Below are 20749 nucleotides of genomic sequence, written 5' to 3' on the forward strand. Positions count from 1 at the left end.
AAAGCCCGTTTCGTGCCTGGCTCGCTTAGTATAGTAATCTTATCAACATTGGGAGTGAGGGAACGATGCGCAACCTTCTAAAAACCGTTCCGGCGATCGTTCGTGGCCCGCGGCCGAGGCCGCCCGCGGCGACCGCCGCGCACTGATCGCTCGACAGAAATTCCGGCTCGCAACCATGGTTGGACGCGGCAACTCCATCATCATTGTCGGCGGCGGCGCCAGCGGCGTCGTGTTGGCCGCGCATCTGCTGATGTCATCAAACCCCGATCTGCGCGTCACGCTGATCGAGAAGCGTCCGCATTTCGGGCAGGGCATGGCCTATTCCACTCTGCTGTCGGCGCATGTGCTCAACGTCAAAGCCTCCGGGATGAGCGCCTATGCCGACGACCCCACCCATTTCGCACGCTGGGTGCTGGAGCGCGGCTTCGCCAAACCCGACCAGGGGCCATTCTATGCGCCGCGCAGCCTCTATGCGCGCTACCTGAAGGAGCTGCTCGACGATCTCGTCGAACGTGAGCGGGAGACCGGCCGGTTGCGCCTGATTGCCGAGGAGAGCCTGTCGATCTCGCCGACGCCGGCTGGTGTCGAGGTGGTGCTCGCCAACGGCACCAGCGTCGTTGGCCATCTGGCCGTGCTTGCCACCGGCCATGACGAGCAGCCCGGCGCCTTCCAGGGTCATGCCATCCGCATGGGGTCGGAGGCCGACACCGCGCTCGATCCGCAAGCCGGTGTCCTCTTGCTTGGCACAGGCTTGAGCATGGTCGATGCCTTCCTGTCGCTGGAACAGCGTGGCCATCGCGGCCCAATCGTCGCGGTGTCGCGGCGCGGCCTGCTGCCGTCGCCGCACCGCAAGGGCAACCCGATCAAGCTCGATGTCGCCGACATTCCGCTCGGCACCGAGCTTTCCTATTTCGTCGGCTGGTTCCGCAATCTGATTCGCGAGATCCAGAAGGCCGGCGGCGACTGGCGCGACGTCGTCGACGGCTTGAGGCCCTTCAACCAGACGATCTGGCAGAACTGGCCGTCCTCGGCAAAACGCCGCTTCGTTGAGCACACCAAGGCCTGGTGGGACATCCACCGCCACCGCATGGCGCCGGAAGTCTATGCGCGGGTCAACGAGGCGGTCGGGTCAGGCCGCCTGCGGCTCGTCGCCGGCCGGGTCGTGAGTGTCGAGCCGAACGACGGCCTCGTGGTAAAGATCCAGCCGCGCGGCACGCAGGAAGTCGAGACCCTCGACGTCGCCCGCCTCTATGATTGCATGGGCATTGCCCGCGACATTTCGAGGACGTCGAACGGCGTCGTGCGCTCGCTGATCGAGCGTAGCCTGGCCCGGCCCGATCCGCTGCGCCTCGGCCTCGATGTCACCGCCAAATGCGAGCTGATCGCGGCCGACGGCACGGTGTCGTCGAAGCTTCTCGCCGTTGGACCGCTGACGCGCGGCACCTTTTTCGAGATCGACGCCATTCCCGACATCCGCGTGCAATGCGCCAAGCTGAGCAAGCAATTACTCGGCTAAAGCTCAGCCGCCAAGCGCTTCGCACACCACGCGCGCGGTCTCGGCGCCGGAAAAATTCTGCTGCCCGGTGATCAGGTTGCCGTCGCGCACGGCAAAGCCGCGCCATAGTCCGGCCTGGATATAGTTGGCGCCGACCGCCTTCAGCTCGTCCTCGATCCGCCACGGCATCAGGTGCTTGCCGCGCTCGAGCGCGCCCATTGCCCAGCTGGCGTTGTCGGCGAAATCCTCCTCGACGTTGGCAAAGCCGGTCACCGTCTTGCCGGCCGCAAGCAGCGTTCCGTCGGCGCGCTTGGCATAGCGCAGAATGGCGGTGCCGTGGCATAGCGCGGCGGCCACCTTGCCCGCCTCGTGAAAAGCGGCGAACACCTGCTGAAGACCGGTCGCGCCTTCGTAGGTGAACATCGGCGATTGGCCGCCGGCGACGACGATGGCGTCGAAGCGATCGATGTCGATCTCGGCCACCGGCCGCGTCTCGTCGACAAGCACCTTGAGTTTCGGGCTCGAGATGAAGCCGAGCGATATGAGGTCGGCCTCCGAATAGCCTGACGGATCGCGCGGATCGCTCAGCGCGTCGGCCTCGCATTTGCCGCCCTCGGGCGAAAAGATTTCCACCTCGTAGCCGCGCTCGGTGAAGGCGAACCAGGGATGGGTAAGCTCGCTCCACCAGAAGCCGACCGGCCACCCTGTCGTCGTCGAGATGGCCGGATTGGCGATGACGATCGCGACGCGCTTCGGCTCGCGCCGGTCGACTGGATTCGGGTCCCGCACACTCATGATCGCTCCTCCTTGGTGAAGTCTATGCCGGGCGCCGTCGCCCGTCGCCTCGCCACATGGCGGGGCAATTTCCGCTTTCGCCGCGCCTGCCCCTTGCCTAGGATCGGCGCATGACACAACGCGGTAGACTTTATGGCTGCCCGGTCGAGTTCGCGCTCGACGCTTTGGGCGGCAAGTGGAAGACGGTCATCCTGGCGCGCATCAAGCAAAAGCCGCTGCGCTATTCCGAGCTGCGCCGGCAGATCCCTTCGCTCTCCGACAAGATGCTGACGCAGCGCCTCGCCGATCTCGTCGAGATCGGCTTCGTCACGCTCGAAAACTCGCCCGACGGCAAGGATCGCTATGCCGTGACCGAGCGCGGCCGCGATCTGGCCACAGCGCTCCAGGCGCTTTACGACTGGGGCAGCATCCATGGCCGCACCGAAGGCGTGCGCTTCCGCACCGACATCGAGGCGGCTGCCTAAAGCAATTCCAGGAAAAGTGTTAAGCCGTTTTCCGTCCGGAATTGTGTAAAAACAAAGAGTATTAGCCGGCATCGGCAAGCGCGCCACAGAAGCCGGCGACATCGATGACCACTGCTTCGCCAAGGAAGCGAAGCGTCGCCATCGACCGATCACGCGCTTCCTTGTTGCCGAAGCCGCAGGCGTCCTCGATAACGACGGCCACAAAGCCGTTGTCGGTCGCCTGGCGCGCGGTCGGCTCGATGCCGATCTCCATGGCGATGCCGGCGAACGCCACTGCGCGCACGCCGCAATCGCGCAGCGCGAAGCCAAGCGATGTCGAATCGAAGGCCGACATGGTCAGCTTGTCGAACACCGCCTCGTCCGCGCGCGGTGCGAGTTCAGGGACGATCCGCGTTGCTTCGGCGTCGCGCGGGAACCAGGGCTGCACCGCATCCGGATCGTTGCGGCGCTGCCAGGCCATGGCGGTGCGTAGTTGGGTAGTACCCATCCATTTTTTCGGCAGCGAGAGATGGCGCGTGAAGGCCACCCGCATGCCGGCCGACCGCGCCGCTTCCAGCGCCGTGCCGGTGCGCTCGACGATCGCCGCCGCGCCCTCGACCTGGCGGCAGATGCCGACCTGCATGTCGTAGACGATAAGCGCCATGTGGCGCGGGTCGCACCATTCCTTCAAGGTGGCGGGGATTTCGATGCCGTCGCTCGACCGGATCATGCCGCCGTCCGATCCCAGGGTTTGGCGATGTCGACCGTCGGGTCGAACAGGAATTCGAGCGGCAGCGGCGCGTCGAAGGCAATGAAGTGCCACTCCAGCAGCCCGGCCTTGGAAAGCGGGAAATCGTCGGTGTAGCTCATCGCCTCCTCGACGCTGTCGAGCTCGAAGACGATGATGACGCCGCCGATATCGGCGCGCGCATAATTCTCGCGCACGATGCCCGCCTTCCACAGCCGCCAGACATTGGAAACCTCGTCGCGCAGATAGGGTCTGAGATCGTCGAGCGTGACGCCGGACTTGAAATTGTCATAGGCAAGGATCTTCATCGGCCGCTCCTTGAGATTGCTTGTTCGCCCCGCGCAACGTTTGGCTATCATGGTGGAAAAGGCAGCGGCAACGAACGAGATGGTTCGTTGAGATGAGCGGTTTGATCGCCGGCGCTTCTCCTGCAACGTTGGCGATTGGCGAAAGCGGTGATGACATCTGATCTCCCCCCTTGAGGGGGAGATGTCCGGCAGGACAGAGAGGGGGGCCTCGCGCCGGGCTTCAATATTGAGACGCTGTGCAGCGACCCTTCGCGAAATTCCATTCCCCGACTCGCCGCCGGATTGGCACGATCTATCTTCTTTCCGAAGGCAAAGGGCTGGAAAAGACGGATCGCGCGATCCGCGAAACCGGAATGGCTTCCGGCGGCTCGATGCGCGAGATTGCCAACAACCGCGTCTGCTTCCATGGAGCATCTCAGATGAGCGAGCAGAGACAACCGGCGCCCGGCGGCGCGGACATCAATCTGTCGAGACTGCGCCCGCCTTACGCCTCGGTGCTCGACCTGATCGGCCAGACGCCGATCGTCGAGCTGACCAAATTCGACACCGGCAAATGCCGGCTGTTCATCAAGCTCGAAAGCCAGAATCCCGGCGGCTCGATCAAGGACCGCATCGCGCTGTCGATGATCGCGGCGGCGGAGAAGGATGGCCGGCTGAAGCGTGGCGGCACCATCGTCGAGGCCACCGCCGGCAACACCGGCCTCGGCCTCGCTCAGGTCGGCATTCCCAAGGGCTATCGCATCATCCTGGTCGTGCCCGACAAGATGTCGCGCGAGAAGATCCAGCATCTGCGCGCGCTCGGTGCTGAAGTGCGCATGACCCGCTCCGATGTCGGCAAGGGCCATCCCGAATATTACCAGGACATGGCCGAGAAGATCGCCGCAGAATTGCCCGGCGCCTTCTACGCCAACCAGTTCGCCAACCCGGCCAACCCGCTGGCGCATGAGACGACGACCGGGCCGGAAATCTTCTCGCAGCTCGAAGGTCACGTCGACGCGGTGGTGGTCGGCGTCGGCTCCGGCGGCACGCTGACTGGGCTCGGCCGCTTTTTCGCGAAACATTCGCCGAAGACCGAGATGGTGCTGGCCGATCCGGTCGGCTCGGTGCTGGCGCCGCTGATCAAGACCGGCAAGATGGAAGAGGCCGGCAGCTGGACCGTCGAAGGCATCGGCGAGGATTTCGTGCCGCCCAACGCCGATCTCTCGCTGGTCAAGAAGGCCTATTCCATCCCCGACAAGCAGAGCATGCTGGCGGTGCGCGATCTGTTGTCGCGTGAAGGCATCCTGGCCGGCTCGTCCTCCGGCACGCTGTTGTCGGCGGCGCTTCGCTACTGCCGCGAGCAGACGGTGCCGAAACGCGTCGTCACCTTCGTCTGCGACAGCGGAAACAAATATCTGTCGAAAGTGTTCGACGATATCTGGCTGGCCGAGCAGGGCCTCGCCGACCAGGAACAGCATGGCGACCTGCGCGATCTCGTCATGCGATCGCCGCGCACCGGCGACATCGTCACCGTTGGCCCGGACGAGAGCCTGCTCAATGCCTATGGCCGCATGCGCCGTTCCGATGTCTCGCAACTGCCGGTGCTGGACGGCGGCAAGCTGATCGGCATCGTCGACGAGAGCGACATCCTGGCCAAGGTCGACGGGCCCTATGACGGCCGCTGGGACCGTTTCAACGCGCCGGTGCGCACGGCCATGACCTCGAACCTGCACACGCTGCAGGCCAATCAGACGCTGGATGCGCTGCTGCCGGTCTTCGACCGCAACGAGGTCGCCATCGTCTTCGATGGCGAAGAATTCATCGGCCTGATAACCCGTATCGACCTGATCAACCATCTGAGGCGCCGCGCAAAATGACTTCGCCAAGACCCGAATTGGGCAAGAACCGCCTGGCCTTTTCCACCCGCACCATCCATGGCGGCCAGAGCCACGATCCGCTGACCGGCGCGGTGATGGTGCCGATCTACGCCACCTCCACCTATGGCCAGCAGTCGCCCGGCGTGCACAAGGGTTTTGAATACGCCCGCAGCCAGAACCCGACGCGCTTCGCCTTCGAGCGCGCCGTGGCCGACCTCGAAAGCGGCTCGGCCGCCTTCGCCTTCGCCTCCGGCCTGGCCGCGATCTCGACGGTGCTCGAGCTGCTCGATGCCGGCGCCCATATCGTCGCCACCGACGATATCTATGGCGGCTCGTTCCGCCTGATGGAGCGGGTGCGCAAGCGCTCGGCCGGCTTGCAGGTGAGCTTCGCCGATTTCACAGACCTTGCGGAGGTCGAGGCAGCGATCCGGCCGGAAACGAAACTGCTCTGGGTCGAGACGCCGACCAACCCGCTGCTGCGCATCGTCGATCTCGAAGGTCTTGCGGCGCTTGCAAAGCGTAAGGGTCTGCTTACCGTTGCCGACAATACTTTTTGCAGCCCCTATATCCAGCGTCCGCTGGAGCTCGGCATCGATATCGTCGTGCATTCGACGACGAAATATCTCAACGGCCATTCCGACATGGTCGGCGGCGTGGCGGTGGTCGGCGACAACAAGGACCTCACCGCGCAATTGAAATTCCTGCAGAACGCCATCGGCGGCATCTCCGGCCCGTTCGACAGTTTTCTCGCCCTGCGCGGCATCAAGACCCTGGCGCTCAGGATGGAGCGTCACTCGGCCAACGGCTTGAAAATAGCGCAATGGCTGGAAACGCGAAAAGATGTCCGCCGCGTCATCTATCCCGGCCTCGCCAGCCACCCGCAGCATGCCATCGCCGTCCAGCAGATGCACGCCTTCGGCGGCATGATCTCGGTCGACCTCGACCGCGACCTTGCGGGGACAAAGCGCTTCCTCGAACGCACCCAGCTTTTCACGCTGGCCGAAAGCCTCGGCGGCGTTGAAAGCCTGATCGAGCATCCGGCGCTGATGACGCATGGCTCGATCCCGGCCGAGAAGCGCGGCGCGATCGGCATCACCGATTCCTTGGTGCGGCTGTCCTGCGGGATAGAGGACGGCGATGATCTGATTGCGGATCTGGAGCAGGCGCTGGCGGGGTGAGGCTTTTGGGGCAGGCGTCGAGTTCCGTCACACCCCCTCTGGCCTGCCGGCCATCTCCCCCGCAAGGGGGGAGATCGGATGTCGCGACCGCTTTCGCCAATCATCGACGTTGCAGGAAGGGCGCCGCCAGCGGACCTGCTAATCTCCCCCCTTGCGGGGGAGATGCCCGGCAGGGCAGAGCGGGTGCTGTCCCGCCGACATCTCTGCATGTGTGCCATTGCACACTGCAGCTTACACCTTACAGTGAGCCAGCTTGCGATCTCCGGAGGCGTCATGCGCGTGATCGTGTTGGGTGGCGGCGTGGTCGGCGTCACCACGGCCTACCAGCTGCGGAAGGACGGGCACGAGGTCGTCGTCCTCGAGCGGCAGCCTCAAGTTGCCGCCGAGACCAGCTGGGGCAATGCCGGCATGATTGCGCCGGGGCATTCCTTCGTCTGGTCCTCGCCCCGGGCGCCGATGATCCTGTTGAAATCGCTGGTGCTGAAGGACCAGGCGCTGCGCTTCAGGCTGTCGGCCGATCCCCGACTCTACAGCTGGTCGTGGCTGTTCCTGATGGAATGCACGGCCGAGAAGGCCCGGCGGAACACGCTGCTCAAGCATCGGCTCGCCGTCTATTCGCAATCGGTGCTGCAAGAGGTGGTTGCCGATGAGGCAATAGAATACGACCGCAACGATCGCGGCATCCTCTATTTCTACCGCAGCCAGCAGGCGCTCGACAAAGGCGTCGAGCATATGCGGCTGCTGGAATCCGACGGCCAGCTGATCAAGGTGCTCGACCGCGACGCCATCGTCGCGCTCGATCCGTCGCTGGCCTCGGCCAAGGACAAGATCGCGGGCGGCATCCATTGCCCGACCGACGAGACCGGCGACCCGGCGAAGTTCACCCGGGCGCTGGCCGCCAAGGTCATCGGGCGCGGCGGCGAGATCCGGACCGGCACCACCATCACCGGCATCGAGACGTCCGGCGACGGCGTCGCGCAGGTGATGACGGACAAGGGGGCAGTTAAGGGCGACGCCTATGTGCTGGCGCTCGGCTCCTACAGCCCGCTGATCGCGAAGACGGTCGGCATCAGCCTGCCGATCTATCCGATCAAGGGCTATTCGCTAACCATTCCGATCGGCAACCGGCCGGCGCCGCCGACCATCGCCGCGATCGACGAGCACAATCTGGTCGCCGTGTCGCGCTTTGGCGACCGGCTGCGCGTCACCGCCACGGCGGAATTCGCAGGCTACGACACCAGCCACAAGCCGGCCGATTTCGCCTTCATGAAGGGCGTGACCGAGGAGCTTTATCCCGAAGGCGCCGATTACGACCGCGCCGAGATGTGGGCGGGCCTGCGACCCATGACGCCGAACAACCTGCCTGAATTCGGCCAGCGGCGGCTGCGCAATCTCTACCTCAACACCGGGCACGGCCATATCGGCTGGACCATGTCGCACGGCTCGGCCCGCATTACCGCCGACCTGATCGCCGGCCGCAAGCCGGCGATTTCAATGGATGGACTTCTGAACTGAGAGCAGGATCCTGTTGAGCGAGACCTGTCCTCGCTCCGATCGAGAAAGGGAATGCCATGTCCGCCAGTCTTGCCGCTGCACCCCTTCCCGCCTCCGGACCCGTGGATCTTGGCGTCCTTCCATCCGAGATCGACGGCGGCCTCGCCTCGCGCGCGGCGATCGGCCTGGCGATCCTCGCCACCGACCAGACACTGGAGCATGAGTTCCGCGCGCTGGTGCGCATTCCGGGCGTCGCCTTCTACGAGGCGCGCCTCTTCAACGACAACGACATCACCCCGGAAACGCTGCGCGCCATCGGCCCGCGCATCGCGCCGACGGTGGATCTCATCCTGCCCAGCATCCCGCTCGACGTTGTCGGCTTCGGCTGCACCTCGGCCACCATGACGCTCGGCGAGGAGGCCGTCTTCGCCGAGATCAGGAAGGCGCGGCCGGGCGTCGCCTGCACCACGCCGGTCACCGGCGCCTTGGCCGCCTTCAAGGCGCTCGGCGCCAGGGGCATCGGCCTGCTGACGCCCTATGCGCCCGAGATCAACCAGGGCCTGGTGCGCTATTTCACCGGACGCGGCCTCGACATCGCGGCCGTCGCCACTTTCGACCGCCGCGACGACCGCGAGGCCGCCCGCATCTCGCTCGCCTCGATCGAGGCGGCGGCCGAACACATGGCAAAAGTGCCGGGAGTGGAGGCGATCTTCATCTCCTGCACCAGCCTGCGGGTTGCCGAGGCGGTGGCGGAGCTGGAGCGGCGCATCGGCATTCCCGTCACCTCCTCCAACCACGCCATGGCCTGGCACTGCCTGCGGCTCGCCGGCATCGACGACGTCGTGCCGGCGGGTGGGAGGCTGTTCGCGCTGCCTGCACGGTAATCAGCGCGGCGAACTTTCAGGCGACCGTCATGCATTGTCCAATGCAGCGCTGATCGACCCCCACTCCGTCTCGGCTTCGCCGAGCCACCTCTCCCCCGATCGACGGGGTAGAGGAAAGGCGCCGAGCTTTTTGGCCTCAACGCTCGTCTCCCTTCCTTTCCCTCCGGAGGGGGGAAAGGTGGCGCTGCGAAGCAGCGACGGATTGGGGGAACCACCTGGCCATCAAGCCTCGGCCCGATCAGTCACGCCAGTCATAGAAGATGTGTGCATAGCGTAGATGAACATAGGGAGAGAGATGACCACGTAGCGGCCGGAGAGGGGGCGGCGCTGCCTCTGCCATTAACGAGATCGCCCCCGTTAACGGAATCGGAAGGAGATGTTTAACGCTTCGTCTCTTTCTCCCGCCCCGGGAGGCGCAGACAGAGCGAGCATGATGAACGACAGCCCCGAAAAGCGAAATGAATGGCGTGCGATCTTTTACGTGCAGGCCCGCGTCGCCATCCTGTTTGTGCCGGTTGTGCTCAGCCTTCTCCTCATCGGCATCTTCGCCGGCAATGAGCGCAAATCCGTGCCGGACCCCGTCGACCCGACGGTGACGAGTTCGGTGCGCTGACCAAGCGCCCCCCGGTCGGCAGCCTCAGACAAACTTCGGGATCGGCCCGTTCTGCGGCGTCGTATCGCCCTCGAGGTCGACAAAAACCTCGTCGACGAAGCACCAGGCCCAGCCTTCCGGCGGGTCGTAGCCTTCGATGATCGGATGCTGCGTGGCGTGGAAATGTTTTGTCGCGTGGCGGTTGGGCGAGTCGTCGCAGCAGCCGACATGGCCGCAGGTGCGGCAGAGCCTGAGATGCACCCACCAGGATCCGTTCTTCAGGCATTCCTCGCAGCCTAGCGCGCTCGGCGTGACCTTTCTGATGTCCTTGGTGTGCCTGCATTCGTCCATCGCGGGTTCCTTACCGGTTCGGGCTGATTTATTCGTTGGCGGCGGCGGCGCCGCTCCGCGCCAGATAGGCATGCAACGCCGCGACCACCTGCGCGCCTTCGCCGACGGCGGCCGCGACCCGCTTGGTCGAGCCGCAGCGCACGTCGCCGATCGCGAACACGCCGCTGCGGCTGGTTTCCATCAGCCCATGTCCCGGGGTCGTGTCCGGCCCGGTGCGGACAAAGCCCTTGGCGTCCAGCGCCACGTTGCAGTTTGCCAGCCAGTCGGTGTTCGGATCGGCGCCGATGAACAGGAAGAGGTGCTGGATCGCGCGCTCCGTCTCCTCGCCGGTCACCCGGTTGCGCCAGCGCAGCCGCTCGAGATTGCCCTCATGGCCCTCCAGCGCCGCAACTTCGGTCTCGGTCAGCACCTCGATGTTCGGCTGTGCCTTGATGCGGTCGACCAGATAGCGCGACATGGTGTCATCGAGGCTGTCGCGGCGCGCCAGAAGCGTCACCTTGCGCACCTGGCTCGCCAGATAGACGGCCGCCTGTCCGGCCGAATTGCCGGCGCCGACCAGCGCCACCTCCTGCTCCTGGCAAAGCCGCGCCTCGATCGGCGAGGCCCAGTAATGCACTGACGTGCCCTCGAACTGCGCCAGATTGGCGACGTCGAGGCGGCGGTAGCGCGCGCCGCTGGCAATCACCACCGCGCGTGAGCGCACGCTCTCGCCGTCGCCGATGGCTAACTGGTAGCGGGCGCCGGAGGTATCCTCAGCGGCGCCGAGCAGCTTCGCCTCGTCGGGGATCACCATCTCGACGCCGAATTTTTGGGCCTGGTTGTAGGCGCGCGCCATCAGCGCCATGCCGGTGATGCCCGTTGGGAAGCCGAGATAGTTCTCGATGCGCGCCGAGGCGCCCGCCTGCCCGCCGAAGGCGCGGCAGTCGAGCACGATGGTCGAAAGGCCTTCGGAAGCCGCATAGACCGCCGCGGCCAGCCCGGCGGGTCCGGCGCCGACGATCGCCACGTCATAGACCTTGTCGGCATCGACCGGCCGCAGCAGGCCGATGCAGCGGGCAAGCTCGTTCTCGCCCGGATTGTGCATCAGCTTGCCGTTCGGGCAGAGCACGATCGGCAGATGGTGCGGGTCGACATGGAACCGCTCGATCAGCGTCTTGGCGCAAGGGTCGGTGTCGGAATCGAGAGCACGATGAGGAAGCCCGCTGCGGCGCAGAAAACCCTGCAGCCGCAGCACGTCGCCATTGCCCGGAGGGCCGATGACCACCGGCCCGCTGGCGCCGCTTTCGAGCAGGCCGACGCGGCGCAGGATCAGCGCCCGCATGACGCGCTCGCCGAGGTTGGCCTCCTGCACCATCAGGTCGCGCAGTCGTGGCGAGGGAATGACGACAGCCTCGACCGGCTCGATCGCCTCGGCGTTGACCAGCGACGGCCGGTTCGACAACTGCGCCAGCTCGCCGATGAAATTGCCGGCGCCATGGGTGACGATCGTCTCGCGCTGGCCGAGCCCGCCGGCCTGCGTGATGTCGACCTTGCCCGACAGGATGAGGATCAAGCCTGGCGAAACCGCGCCGGCCGTCACGATATGCTCGCCGGCGGCATAGGCGCGCGCCTCGCCGAAGCGGCGCATTCGGTTAATGTCCGCATCGGTGAGGATGGGGAACATCTGGTCGCGCCGGGCGGCGATGGTCGGGCTGACGAAAGGGGCCATGGCGCGACCGTAGCGTCAGGGACGCCGGGTTTGAAGCGGTTTGTTCGCGAACTGGCCGGAAGGGGAGGGTGGCTCAAAAAGAAAGCCCGGACGAACCGGGCTTCTTCTTTGCGTTCTGGAACCGCGACGTGGTCCGAACGGGAATTTGGTGCCCAGAAGAGGACTCGAACCTCCACTCCTTGCGGAACACGGACCTGAACCGTGCGCGTCTACCAATTCCGCCATCTGGGCTGGTGGGCGCTCATGTAAGCGGGCAAACGATATGTGTCAACGCGCTTTTTTCGTGGGTCGCCTTGGGTGGCCGAATGGCCTCACCCCTCCAGCACGTCCTTCTTCGCCACGGTGGAATCGGCGTTGAGCTTGTAGATCACCGGCACGCCGGTGCCGAGCTCGAGCTTGACGATCTCCTCGCCGCTCTTGCCGTCCAGCGCCATGATCAGCGCGCGCAGTGAATTGCCGTGCGCGGCGACCAGCACGGTCTCGCCGCGCAGCACATGCGGCTGCACCTCGTGCAGGTAATAGGGCCACACGCGCGCGCCGGTGTCCTTCAGGCTTTCGCCGCCGGGCGGCGCGATGTCGTAGGAGCGGCGCCAGATATGCACCTGCTCCTCGCCCCATTTCTTGCGCGCGTCGTCCTTGTTGAGGCCGGAGAGGTCGCCATAGTCGCGCTCGTTGAGCGCCTGGTCGCGGATCGTCGTTAGCTCGCTCTGGCCGACCACGTCGAGAATATGCTGGCAGGTCCTTTGCGCCCGCTTCAGCGCCGAGGTGTAGGCGATGTCGAATTTCAGGCCGCGCGCCTTGAGCTTCTCGCCGGCGGCGAGCGCTTCCGCATTGCCCTGCTCGGTCAGGTCGACGTCGCGCCAGCCGGTGAACAGGTTCTTCAGGTTCCATTCGCTCTGGCCGTGGCGCACGAGCACGAGAGTTCCCGACATGTTTGCTCCTTAGAGATTTTGTGGAAGGGCCGCTCTCAGCTGAGGCCGAGCACGTCCCGCATGGAATAGAGTCCCGGCTTCTTGCCGCGGGCCCAGAGCGCCGCCTTAACCGCGCCGCGCGCGAAGATCGCTCGGTCCTCGGCATGATGGGAGAGCGTGATGCGCTCGCCGGTGCCGGCCAGGATCACGCTGTGGTCGCCCACGACGGAGCCGCCGCGCAGCGTGGCGAAGCCGATCGAGCCCGCCTTGCGCACGCCGGTATGGCCGTCGCGCACCCGCACGCTGTTGGCGGCAAGGTCGATGCCGCGCCCTTTCGCCGCCGCCTCGCCGAGCAGCAGCGCCGTGCCGGACGGCGCGTCGACCTTGTGGCGGTGGTGCATTTCCAGGATCTCGATGTCGAAATCCTCCGGGTCGAGTGCCTTCGCGGCCTGTTCGACCAGCACCGCCAGAAGATTGACGCCGAGGCTCATATTGCCGGATTTGACGATCGTGGCATGGCGCGCGGCGGCGGCGATCCTCGCATTGTCGTCGGCCGAGCAGCCGGTGGTGCCGATGACGTGCACGATGCGCGCCTGCGCGGCATAGCCGGCGAATTCGACGCTTGCCGCGGGCGCGGTGAAATCGAGCACGCCGTCGGCCTTGGCGAAGGCCGGCAGCGGGTCGTCTACGATCGGCACGTTGATGATGCCGACACCGGCGAGCTCGCCGGCATCCTTGCCGAGATGCGGCGAATCCGGCCGCTCGACGGCAGCGGCGACGCGCGCGCCGGGCATGGTATGGATGGCGCGGATCAGCGTCTGGCCCATGCGGCCGGCGGCGCCCACCACCACCAGGCCCATATCGCCGGCTTCACTCATGCGCTTCTCCTGACGGTCTTCTTTGCGCGCATACGCGGCGCCGGGGTCTGGGCCGAAGTTTGGCTTGCCTTGACGTCGTCGACAAGCCCCAACCCCTTCTTGCCCTGGATCCGGTGGAAGCGGGCATAGATGCTATTCGGATCGGCCATCAGCGAGGCGTGCGTGCCCTCTTCGACCAGCCGACCCTCTTCAAGCACGATGATATGGTCGGCATTGACCACGGTCGACAGCCGGTGCGCGATGACGATGGTGGTGCGGCCTTCCATGACATGGGCGAGCGCTTCCTGGACGCGCGCTTCCGCCTCGTTGTCGAGCGCCGAGGTCGCCTCGTCGAGCAACAGGATCGGCGCCTGGCGCACGATGGCGCGCGCGATCGAGACGCGCTGGCGCTGGCCGCCGGACAGCGTCGAGCCGCCTTCGCCGACCGGCGTGTCGTAACCTTGCGGCTGCTGGCGGATGAACTCGTCGGCGGCAGCCAGCTTCGCCGCCTGCTCGATTTCGGCGTCAGTGGCAGACAACCGGCCGTAGCGGATGTTGTCGCGGATCGTGCCTTCGAACAGATAGGGCGCCTGCGCCACATAGGCGATCGATTGGCGCAGCGAATGCTTGGTCACCTTGGCGATATCCTGGCCGTCGACCTCGATCGAGCCCTGGTCGACGTCGTAGAAGCGCTGCAGCAGCGCCACCATCGTCGACTTGCCGGCACCCGATGCGCCGACGATGGCCGTGACCTTGCCGGCCGCGGCGGTAAAGCTCAAATCCCGGAGCACCGGCGTGTCGGCGCTGTAGCCGAACGTCACATTGTTGAAGCGCACCTCGCCGGTGGTGATCCTGGCCTCGACCGCATCGGGGGCGTCGCTCTGCTTCGGCTCGAGGTCGAGCAGCTCGTAGATCATGCGCGCGTTGACCAGGGCACGTTCCATACCGACCTGTGTGCGCGCCAGGCGCCTTGCCGGGTCATAGGCCAGGATCAGCGCGGTGATGAAGGAAAACACCGCGCCCGGCGGCTGTCCAAGCACCAGCGCCCGATAGCCGGAATAAGCAAGCACGGCGGTGACGGCGAGACCGCCGAGAATTTCGGAAATCGGCGACAGCCGCTCAGAGACCCGGGCGATCTTGTTGTTACGTTGCTCGGCCATGTCGGCCATGATGCCGATGCGGCGCGCCAGCTCGTCCTCCAGCGTGAAGGCCTTGACGATGGCGATGCCTTGCGTGGCTTCCTGCACCGACCCGTTCAGCCGCGAGTTGATGAGCACCGATTCCCGGTTGATCTTGCGCAGGCGGCCGGTGATGTAGACGACGGCCCAGATCAACGGCGGTCCGATCAGCAGCGAGCTCAGCGACAGCACCGGATCCTGGTAGATCATTACGCCGACGAGAGCGACCAGCGAGACCGCGTCGCGGCTGATGGAGGTCAGCGTCAGCGACAGCAGGTCGCGGATGCCGCCGACATTCTCGTTGACCTGTGCCGCCAGCCGGCCGGAACGCGTCTCGTTGAAGAAGTCGACGCCGAGCTTCATCAGATGGTCGAAGCTGCGCTTCTGGTAGCGGGCGACCAGGTTGTTGCCGATCCTGGCCAGCGCCACGGCCTGGCCGTAGCCGGCGAAGCCGCGCAGGACGGAGGCTCCCAGGAAACCGGCGCAGATCCACACGATCATGTCGCCGCGCCGTTCGTAGAAGATCTGGTTGATCATCGGGGCCATGATCCACGCCGTGAAGGCGGTGGTGCCGGAAACAATCAGCAGGCAGGCGACGGCAACGACATAGGTCCAGCGGTATTCCTTGCCGTTCTCGGCCAGGATGCGGCGCAGCACGGCGCTGACCTCGGTGGGCTGGACTTTCAGTTTGAGCGAAGTTTGAACAGTCAAATCAGGGGCGCTTCGTGATTATCCGCGTGTCGGATGGGCCGCATTCCGGCATCCTCTTAGCGCCCCGGCTACGGCTTGCCTATGGCGAAACTTCGTCGCGGCGGCCGATCGTCGTCCCGAAACCGGGCGCGATCACGCCCGCCAGTGCCGCCCCGCCGTGTTGACGCCGAACAGCGACGGCATCCTGGCATAGGCGGCCAACCCGAGCAGCGCCGCCAGCGGATGGGTAATGACATAGACCGGCATTTCGCGCATCAGCGCGCTGTGCGGCGCCTTGTCCTCGAAGGCGGCGCGGAAATTGCCGGCCTTCAGCGCCGGCACGATTTTCTGCGCGATGCCGCCGGTGAGGAAGACGCCGCCGCGGCTCATGAACACCAGCGCCAGGTCGCCCGCGGTGCGGCCGAGGCAGGTGACGAACAGCGCCAGCGCCTCTTCAGCCACCGGATCGGATTTCGAAAGCGCTGCCGCGGTAACCTCGGCCGGCGTGGCGAAGGGCGCCGGCCTGGCGTCGGCCTTGGCCACGGCGCGATAGACATTGACCAGCCCGCGGCCGCACAGGATCTGCTCGCCGGAAATGCGGCCCTCCAGCTTGTCGATATGCGGGAACACTTCGAAGTCGCGCGGCGTGCGCGGGCCGATATCCATATGCCCGCCCTCGCCCGGCACCGGGATCCAGTGGTTGAGCGCGTAGATCAGCCCGGCGACGCCGAGCCCGGTTCCCGGGCCGAGCACGACGCGGCCGGCATTGGGCTCGGGCGTGCCGCCGCCGATCTTCTCCATATGCTCCTCGCCGAGCGCCACCACGGCCAGCGCCTGCGCCTCGAAATCATTGAGCACCACGACCTCGCTCAGGCCGAGCGTGCGAAACATCTGCCTCGGCTTCACCACCCAAGGGCAGTTGGTGAGCGGGATCTCGTCGCCGTCGACCGGCCCTGCGATCGCCAGCACCGCCGAATTCGGCTGGATGGAAGAGCGGTTGAGCACCGCCGCCTGGATCGCCTCGTCGATGGTCTTGAAATTGGCCGTCTGGACGATTTGCGGCTCGGTCGCCTCCGAATTGGCGTCGAGCACGATCGAGAAGCGCGCATTGGTGCCGCCAATGTCGCCAATCAGGACCGGAAACCGCAGCGCTGTCTCGTTCTCGCTTGGCATTTTTTCTCGCGCGTCCCCGTTCTGGCCTTCCGCCATTCGTCTGTTCGTTGAACTAGCGCATGGGCTTGCAAAGGGAAAGCGGCTTCGCTTCCGGGCCTCATCCAGCCAGCGTGACGATTGGACGTCCGGCTTCGGCGTCAGTTCCCCGGCCTTGGCCTTGGCAGCGGGATGCCGATTTTTGGCGTTGGCGCGAAGGCGCTTGCCGCCGCCGGGATTGAGGCGTTGTCGCTGGAAATCGTTTGCGCCGGTTCGCTTGGTTGCGGCTCGGCCGGCTGTGGTTCGGCAACGGCGACAGCGGCGGCTCCGCCGCCATGATAGGTCACCGCCTCCAGCGAGGGCGCGTCCGGCGCGCTGAGCACGTCCTGGCATTGCTTCGGCAGGTTGGCCATGGTCATTAGGTCGCGCGCCTTTGGCGCGTCCGGGTTCTTGTTCGGCCGCCACGGCTCCGCGGTGAACCACCAGGCAAGCGGCTTGCCGCAGCCGTCATCGTCCGGCGTCGTCTCCTGCGCCTTGCAGAAAGGCGAGCCCGGCTGGCAGCCAATGCGCATGTGGAAATGATAGTCATGGCCCCAGAACGGCCGGATCTTGCGCAACCACGTGCGGTCGCCGGTGACGGTGTCGCAGAGCTTCTTCTTGATGCCGGGATTGACCAGGATACGCTCGACCTCCGGATAGCTGGCCGCGCGCTTCAAAAGCCGCGTATGCGCCGGCGTCCACAGCGCATCCTTCACCAGATGCGTCTTTTCATCGACCATCAGCGTCGCGCTCATCGACTCGCGCTGCGCCATGGTCAACGGCCGCTTCGGCATCGGCGTCAGCCAGATGTCGGCGTCCAGCCCGATCTGGTGCGAGGCATGGCCGGTCATCATCGGTCCGCCGCGCGGCTGCGAAACATCGCCGATCAAGAGACCTGGCCAGCCATCCGCCTGGGCGTCCCGCGCGAGCTTCTCGATCAGCGAAATCATCGCCGGGTGGCCCCAGCGGCGGTTGCGCGACGGGCGCATCACTTCCCAGCCCGGCCCGTCCATCGGCAGCGCCACGCCGCCGGTGAAGCAGCCTTTTGAATAGATGCCGAAGGATTGCGCCGGAGCGACCGCAGGCAGCTTTCGCGCCCCGAACAGGTCCTTCGCACGCGGTTCGGCCGAGATTGCGCCGGCCGCCAGCGCGGCCAAGGTTACCAGCGCGAGCGCGGCGGTCAGGAACGGCTTGCGGTCAGGCAGCGATCGCAAATTCATCAGGCTGGGTCCCCTTCCAGTCTATCCGTTGCCGCAAAGTCAGGCGAGCCCGATCGGAAACGAATCATACCACGCCGCGCGTCCCGCATCGATCATCAACGCCTCATCGCGCTGCGCGGCTCTCCGTCCCGCCAGTTACCCTCGGCCCACATCCGCTCCAGCGCCACCCGGTAGTTCGGGAACTGGAAGCGATAGCCGGCCGCCCTGATCGCCTTGTTGGCAACGCGCTTGTTCTCGCCATAGAAAGACCGTGCCATGGGCGAAAGTTGGGCGGTCTCGAACGGAATTTCCGGCGGCGGCTCGATGCCCATCAATCCCGCGGCATAGGCGACGACATCCTGCGGCGGCGCCGGCTCGTCGTCGGTGACGTTGAAGATCCCGCCGAGATTCCTGTCGGCCAGATGCCAGAGCGCGCCGGCGATGTCGTCGCAATGGATGCGGTTGAACACCTGGCCGGGTTTCACGAGCCGCCGCGCGGTGCCGTCCTCGAGATTGGCCAGCGCATTGCGGCCGGGCCCGTAAATGCCGGAAAGCCGCAGGATCGCCACCGGTTTTCCGATGTCGCGGCCGAGCGTCAGCCATTCCTGTTCGGCAGCCACCCGCATCACCGAGCGCTTCGACACCGGTCGGCACGCGCTGGTCTCGTCCACCCAGTCGCCGCCATGGTCGCCATAGACGCCGACGGTGGAGAGATAGCCGATCCATTCCAGCGCCAGCATCTTTTTCCATAGCCTATCGCCGGCGACGTTGAGCACCGGGTCGCCGGCCTCGTCAGGGGCGACCGAGACGATGAGATGCGTGGTCCTGGCCAGCGCATCGCCGAGGTCAGCCGACAGCGAGCCGTCAAACTGCAGCGGCTCGATTCCAGCGAGCTTCAGCGCCTCGAATTTTTCCGGCGTTCGGGTCGTGCCGAAGACCGGCTCATGCTGTCCGTTGGCCCGCGCGAATGCCTTGCCGGAGTAGCCTGCGCCAAAGATGAAGAAGCGTCTTTCGCCCATCAATGAACCCCATCAATCCGCAGCGGCGGAAGTTGCCAGTGCCGCCTGCCATTCCTCTTGGACTGCCGTATCGATCTCGGTCTTCGAAGCCGTGGCGGCAAGCTCGCCAAATTCGCGGTCGGGCAGCAATCGCGACAGAGCCCAGATTGCCGCACCCCGCACGAGCGGCGACGCATCGCCAAGCAGGCCGCGCACGACAGGCGCAAGCGAGGCGTCGCCGGAATTTCCTGCCGCAATCAGAACGTTGCGGACGAAACGGTCGCGGCCGATGCGCTTGATCGGTGAACCGGAGAAGAAGGCGCGGAACGCCGCATCGTCAAGCGCGAGCAGCTCCGAAAGCTTCGGCTCGCGCAGATCGTTGCGCGCGGCAAGCTTCGCCTCGGAAGCCGCGCTGGCGAATTTGTTCCACGGGCAGGCGGCGAGGCAATCGTCGCAGCCATAGATACGGTTGCCGATCTTTTCGCGGAATTCGCGCGGGATCGGCCCCTTGTTCTCGATGGTGAGGTAGGAGATGCAGCGCCGCGCATCGAGCCGGTAGGGGGCAGGAAAGGCATTGGTCGGGCAGGCGTCGAGGCAGGCGCGGCAGGAGCCGCAATGGTCGATCTCGGCCTTGTCCGACTCGAGCTCGGCCGTGGTGAAGATCGTGCCGAGGAACAGCCACGAGCCATGCGCGCGGCTGACCAGGTTGGTGTGCTTGCCTTGCCAGCCGAGCCCCGCGGCTTCCGCCAGCGGCTTTTCCATCACCGGCGCGGTATCGACGAACACCTTCACATCGCCGCCGGCGCGCGCGACCAGCTTGCCGGCGATCTCCTTAAGCCGGCCCTTCATCACGTCGTGATAGTCGCGGTTCTGCGCATAGACGGAGATCGCGCCGCGGTTGCGCTTTTCCAGGATATCGCGCGGGTCATGGTCAGGCCCGTAATTCATTGCCAAGACGACGATCGAGCGCACCTCCGGCCACAGCGTCGATGGTTCGGCGCGGCGTTGAAGCGTCTCGGCGATCCACTCCATCGAGCCATGAAAACCGTCGGAGACGAATTCGGCGAGCCTTGCCGGCGCCAGCGGGATCGCGTTCGGCCTGGTCACGGCGACCGCCTCGAAGCCGGCGCGGCGCGCCTCCGCGTCGATCAGCGCGCGCAGTTTTTCAGAAGTCGAGGTCCGCATAATGCGATACCGGCGACAGGCCGCGTACTCGGTCGGAGAGCAGCGGCCGGAACGACGGCCGTGATTTCACGCGCGTATACCATTCGCGCGCGGCGCTGTGCTCGCGCCAATCGATTTCGCCGAGATAATCGAGCACCGAAAGCGTCGCCGCCGCGGCGAGGTCGGCATAGGTCACCTTGCTGCCAGCCAGCCAATGGCGAGTGCCGGCCAGCCAGTTGGTGTATTTCATGTGCTGGCGGATGTTGGCGCGCGCAGCGCGGATCGCCGCTGAGTCGGGCGAGCCGCCGCCGGCCGTTTCCGGCATCACCGGCTTCAGCACGCGCTCGCGCACCAGATGGCGGGTGACCTCACTTTCGGCCTTCGCCAGATACCAGTCGGTCAGCCGACGGATCTCGGCGCGCTGCATCGGGTCCTCGGCGAACAGCCGCCTGTCGCGCTTCAAGACGCCGCGCGTCTCGTCGAGATATTCGGCGATCACCATGGCGCCGACGATCGGCACGTCGCCTTCGGCAAGCAGGATCGGCAGCGTGCCGGCCGGGTTGAGCGCCAGGAACTCCTTGCGCCGCGTCCACGGCTTTTCCTCGATCAGCGCCAGTTCCTCGCCATACTCGCCGAAGGCGAGGCGGACGAACCGGCAGGTGGCGAACATCGGATGGTGGAAAAGCGTCAGCATGGTTCCGCGATGATAGGG

The 20749-nt window shown here is 65.7% G+C and carries 20 protein-coding genes and 1 tRNA gene; 7 read left to right on the forward strand and 14 right to left on the reverse strand.

The window, feature by feature from the left end:
- Nucleotides 1-175: 175 nt before the first annotated feature.
- Nucleotides 176-1516, forward strand: a complete 1341-nt coding sequence (locus tag EN869_RS30810) for an FAD/NAD(P)-binding protein (RefSeq protein ID WP_127230369.1) — start codon at nucleotides 176-178, stop codon at nucleotides 1514-1516.
- A 3-nt stretch (nucleotides 1517-1519) separates the two neighbouring features.
- Here the strand turns inward: EN869_RS30810 and EN869_RS30815 are convergent, their stop codons facing one another.
- The gene (locus EN869_RS30815) at nucleotides 1520-2290 is read right to left on the reverse strand and encodes a type 1 glutamine amidotransferase domain-containing protein (protein WP_127230370.1); all 771 of its coding nucleotides are present in this window, start codon (nucleotides 2288-2290) and stop codon (nucleotides 1520-1522) included.
- Between the two features lie 110 nt (nucleotides 2291-2400).
- Between EN869_RS30815 and EN869_RS30820 the strand changes: the two genes are divergently transcribed.
- Entirely contained in the window at nucleotides 2401-2754 is a 354-nt protein-coding gene (locus tag EN869_RS30820; protein WP_127230371.1) for a helix-turn-helix domain-containing protein, read from the forward strand.
- A 61-nt stretch (nucleotides 2755-2815) separates the two neighbouring features.
- Here the strand turns inward: EN869_RS30820 and EN869_RS30825 are convergent, their stop codons facing one another.
- The gene (locus EN869_RS30825; protein WP_127230372.1) at nucleotides 2816-3463 is read right to left on the reverse strand and encodes a cysteine hydrolase; all 648 of its coding nucleotides are present in this window, start codon (nucleotides 3461-3463) and stop codon (nucleotides 2816-2818) included.
- Nucleotides 3460-3789: a hypothetical protein gene (locus tag EN869_RS30830; protein WP_127230373.1), complete on the reverse strand. Its 330-nt coding sequence runs from the start codon at nucleotides 3787-3789 to the stop codon at nucleotides 3460-3462. The genes EN869_RS30825 and EN869_RS30830 overlap by 4 nt, the downstream gene beginning before the upstream one ends.
- 419 nt (nucleotides 3790-4208) lie before the next feature.
- Between EN869_RS30830 and EN869_RS30835 the strand changes: the two genes are divergently transcribed.
- The 5 genes from EN869_RS30835 to EN869_RS30855 all read left to right on the forward strand — a co-directional run bounded on the left by EN869_RS30835 (nucleotide 4209) and on the right by EN869_RS30855 (nucleotide 9814).
- Nucleotides 4209-5645, forward strand: coding sequence for a pyridoxal-phosphate dependent enzyme (locus EN869_RS30835; protein ID WP_127230374.1), 1437 nt, complete (start codon nucleotides 4209-4211; stop codon nucleotides 5643-5645).
- The gene (locus EN869_RS30840; RefSeq protein WP_127230375.1) at nucleotides 5642-6823 is read left to right on the forward strand and encodes a PLP-dependent aspartate aminotransferase family protein; all 1182 of its coding nucleotides are present in this window, start codon (nucleotides 5642-5644) and stop codon (nucleotides 6821-6823) included. The genes EN869_RS30835 and EN869_RS30840 overlap by 4 nt, the downstream gene beginning before the upstream one ends.
- A gap of 273 nt (nucleotides 6824-7096) precedes the next feature.
- Nucleotides 7097-8338, forward strand: a complete 1242-nt coding sequence (locus tag EN869_RS30845) for a D-amino acid dehydrogenase (protein WP_127230412.1) — start codon at nucleotides 7097-7099, stop codon at nucleotides 8336-8338.
- A 56-nt stretch (nucleotides 8339-8394) separates the two neighbouring features.
- Nucleotides 8395-9201: an aspartate/glutamate racemase family protein gene (locus tag EN869_RS30850; RefSeq protein WP_127230376.1), complete on the forward strand. Its 807-nt coding sequence runs from the start codon at nucleotides 8395-8397 to the stop codon at nucleotides 9199-9201.
- Between the two features lie 430 nt (nucleotides 9202-9631).
- Nucleotides 9632-9814 carry a hypothetical protein gene (locus EN869_RS30855; RefSeq protein ID WP_127230377.1) on the forward strand — a complete coding sequence of 61 codons (183 nt, stop codon included), beginning with the start codon at nucleotides 9632-9634 and terminating at the stop codon, nucleotides 9812-9814.
- Between the two features lie 24 nt (nucleotides 9815-9838).
- Here the strand turns inward: EN869_RS30855 and EN869_RS30860 are convergent, their stop codons facing one another.
- The 11 genes from EN869_RS30860 to EN869_RS30910 all read right to left on the reverse strand — a co-directional run bounded on the left by EN869_RS30860 (nucleotide 9839) and on the right by EN869_RS30910 (nucleotide 20731).
- Nucleotides 9839-10144 (reverse strand): UBP-type zinc finger domain-containing protein, encoded by a 306-nt coding sequence (locus tag EN869_RS30860; protein WP_127230378.1) that lies wholly within the window; start codon nucleotides 10142-10144, stop codon nucleotides 9839-9841.
- 28 nt (nucleotides 10145-10172) lie between these two features.
- Entirely contained in the window at nucleotides 10173-11852 is a 1680-nt protein-coding gene (locus EN869_RS30865) for a cyclic nucleotide-binding domain-containing thioredoxin-disulfide reductase (protein WP_127230379.1), read from the reverse strand.
- 146 nt (nucleotides 11853-11998) lie between these two features.
- Nucleotides 11999-12083, reverse strand: a tRNA-Leu gene (locus EN869_RS30870).
- Between the two features lie 80 nt (nucleotides 12084-12163).
- The gene (locus EN869_RS30875) at nucleotides 12164-12784 is read right to left on the reverse strand and encodes a 2,3-bisphosphoglycerate-dependent phosphoglycerate mutase (RefSeq protein ID WP_127230380.1); all 621 of its coding nucleotides are present in this window, start codon (nucleotides 12782-12784) and stop codon (nucleotides 12164-12166) included.
- A 35-nt stretch (nucleotides 12785-12819) separates the two neighbouring features.
- A complete protein-coding gene (gene dapB / locus EN869_RS30880; RefSeq protein ID WP_127230381.1) occupies nucleotides 12820-13641 on the reverse strand; it encodes a 4-hydroxy-tetrahydrodipicolinate reductase in 822 nt (273 codons plus the stop codon).
- Nucleotides 13638-15509 (reverse strand): ABC transporter ATP-binding protein, encoded by a 1872-nt coding sequence (locus EN869_RS30885; RefSeq protein ID WP_127230382.1) that lies wholly within the window; start codon nucleotides 15507-15509, stop codon nucleotides 13638-13640. The genes dapB and EN869_RS30885 overlap by 4 nt, the downstream gene beginning before the upstream one ends.
- 132 nt (nucleotides 15510-15641) lie before the next feature.
- A complete protein-coding gene (locus tag EN869_RS30890) occupies nucleotides 15642-16661 on the reverse strand; it encodes a glucokinase (protein ID WP_127230383.1) in 1020 nt (339 codons plus the stop codon).
- A 137-nt stretch (nucleotides 16662-16798) separates the two neighbouring features.
- Nucleotides 16799-17896 carry a penicillin-insensitive murein endopeptidase gene (mepA, locus tag EN869_RS30895; protein ID WP_127230384.1) on the reverse strand — a complete coding sequence of 366 codons (1098 nt, stop codon included), beginning with the start codon at nucleotides 17894-17896 and terminating at the stop codon, nucleotides 16799-16801.
- 95 nt (nucleotides 17897-17991) lie between these two features.
- On the reverse strand, nucleotides 17992-18894 hold the full coding sequence (locus EN869_RS30900; RefSeq protein WP_127230385.1) for an SDR family oxidoreductase: 903 nt from the start codon (nucleotides 18892-18894) through the stop codon (nucleotides 17992-17994).
- 12 nt (nucleotides 18895-18906) lie between these two features.
- Complete coding sequence (queG, locus tag EN869_RS30905; RefSeq protein ID WP_127230386.1) at nucleotides 18907-20058, reverse strand: tRNA epoxyqueuosine(34) reductase QueG; 1152 nt, start codon at nucleotides 20056-20058, stop codon at nucleotides 18907-18909.
- Complete coding sequence (locus EN869_RS30910; protein WP_127230387.1) at nucleotides 20039-20731, reverse strand: glutathione S-transferase family protein; 693 nt, start codon at nucleotides 20729-20731, stop codon at nucleotides 20039-20041. Before EN869_RS30910 ends, queG begins: the two co-directional genes overlap by 20 nt.
- Nucleotides 20732-20749: the final 18 nt, after the last annotated feature.

This window comes from Mesorhizobium sp. M2D.F.Ca.ET.226.01.1.1 (genome assembly GCF_004022705.2).
In the GTDB taxonomy this organism is placed as follows: domain Bacteria; phylum Pseudomonadota; class Alphaproteobacteria; order Rhizobiales; family Rhizobiaceae; genus Mesorhizobium.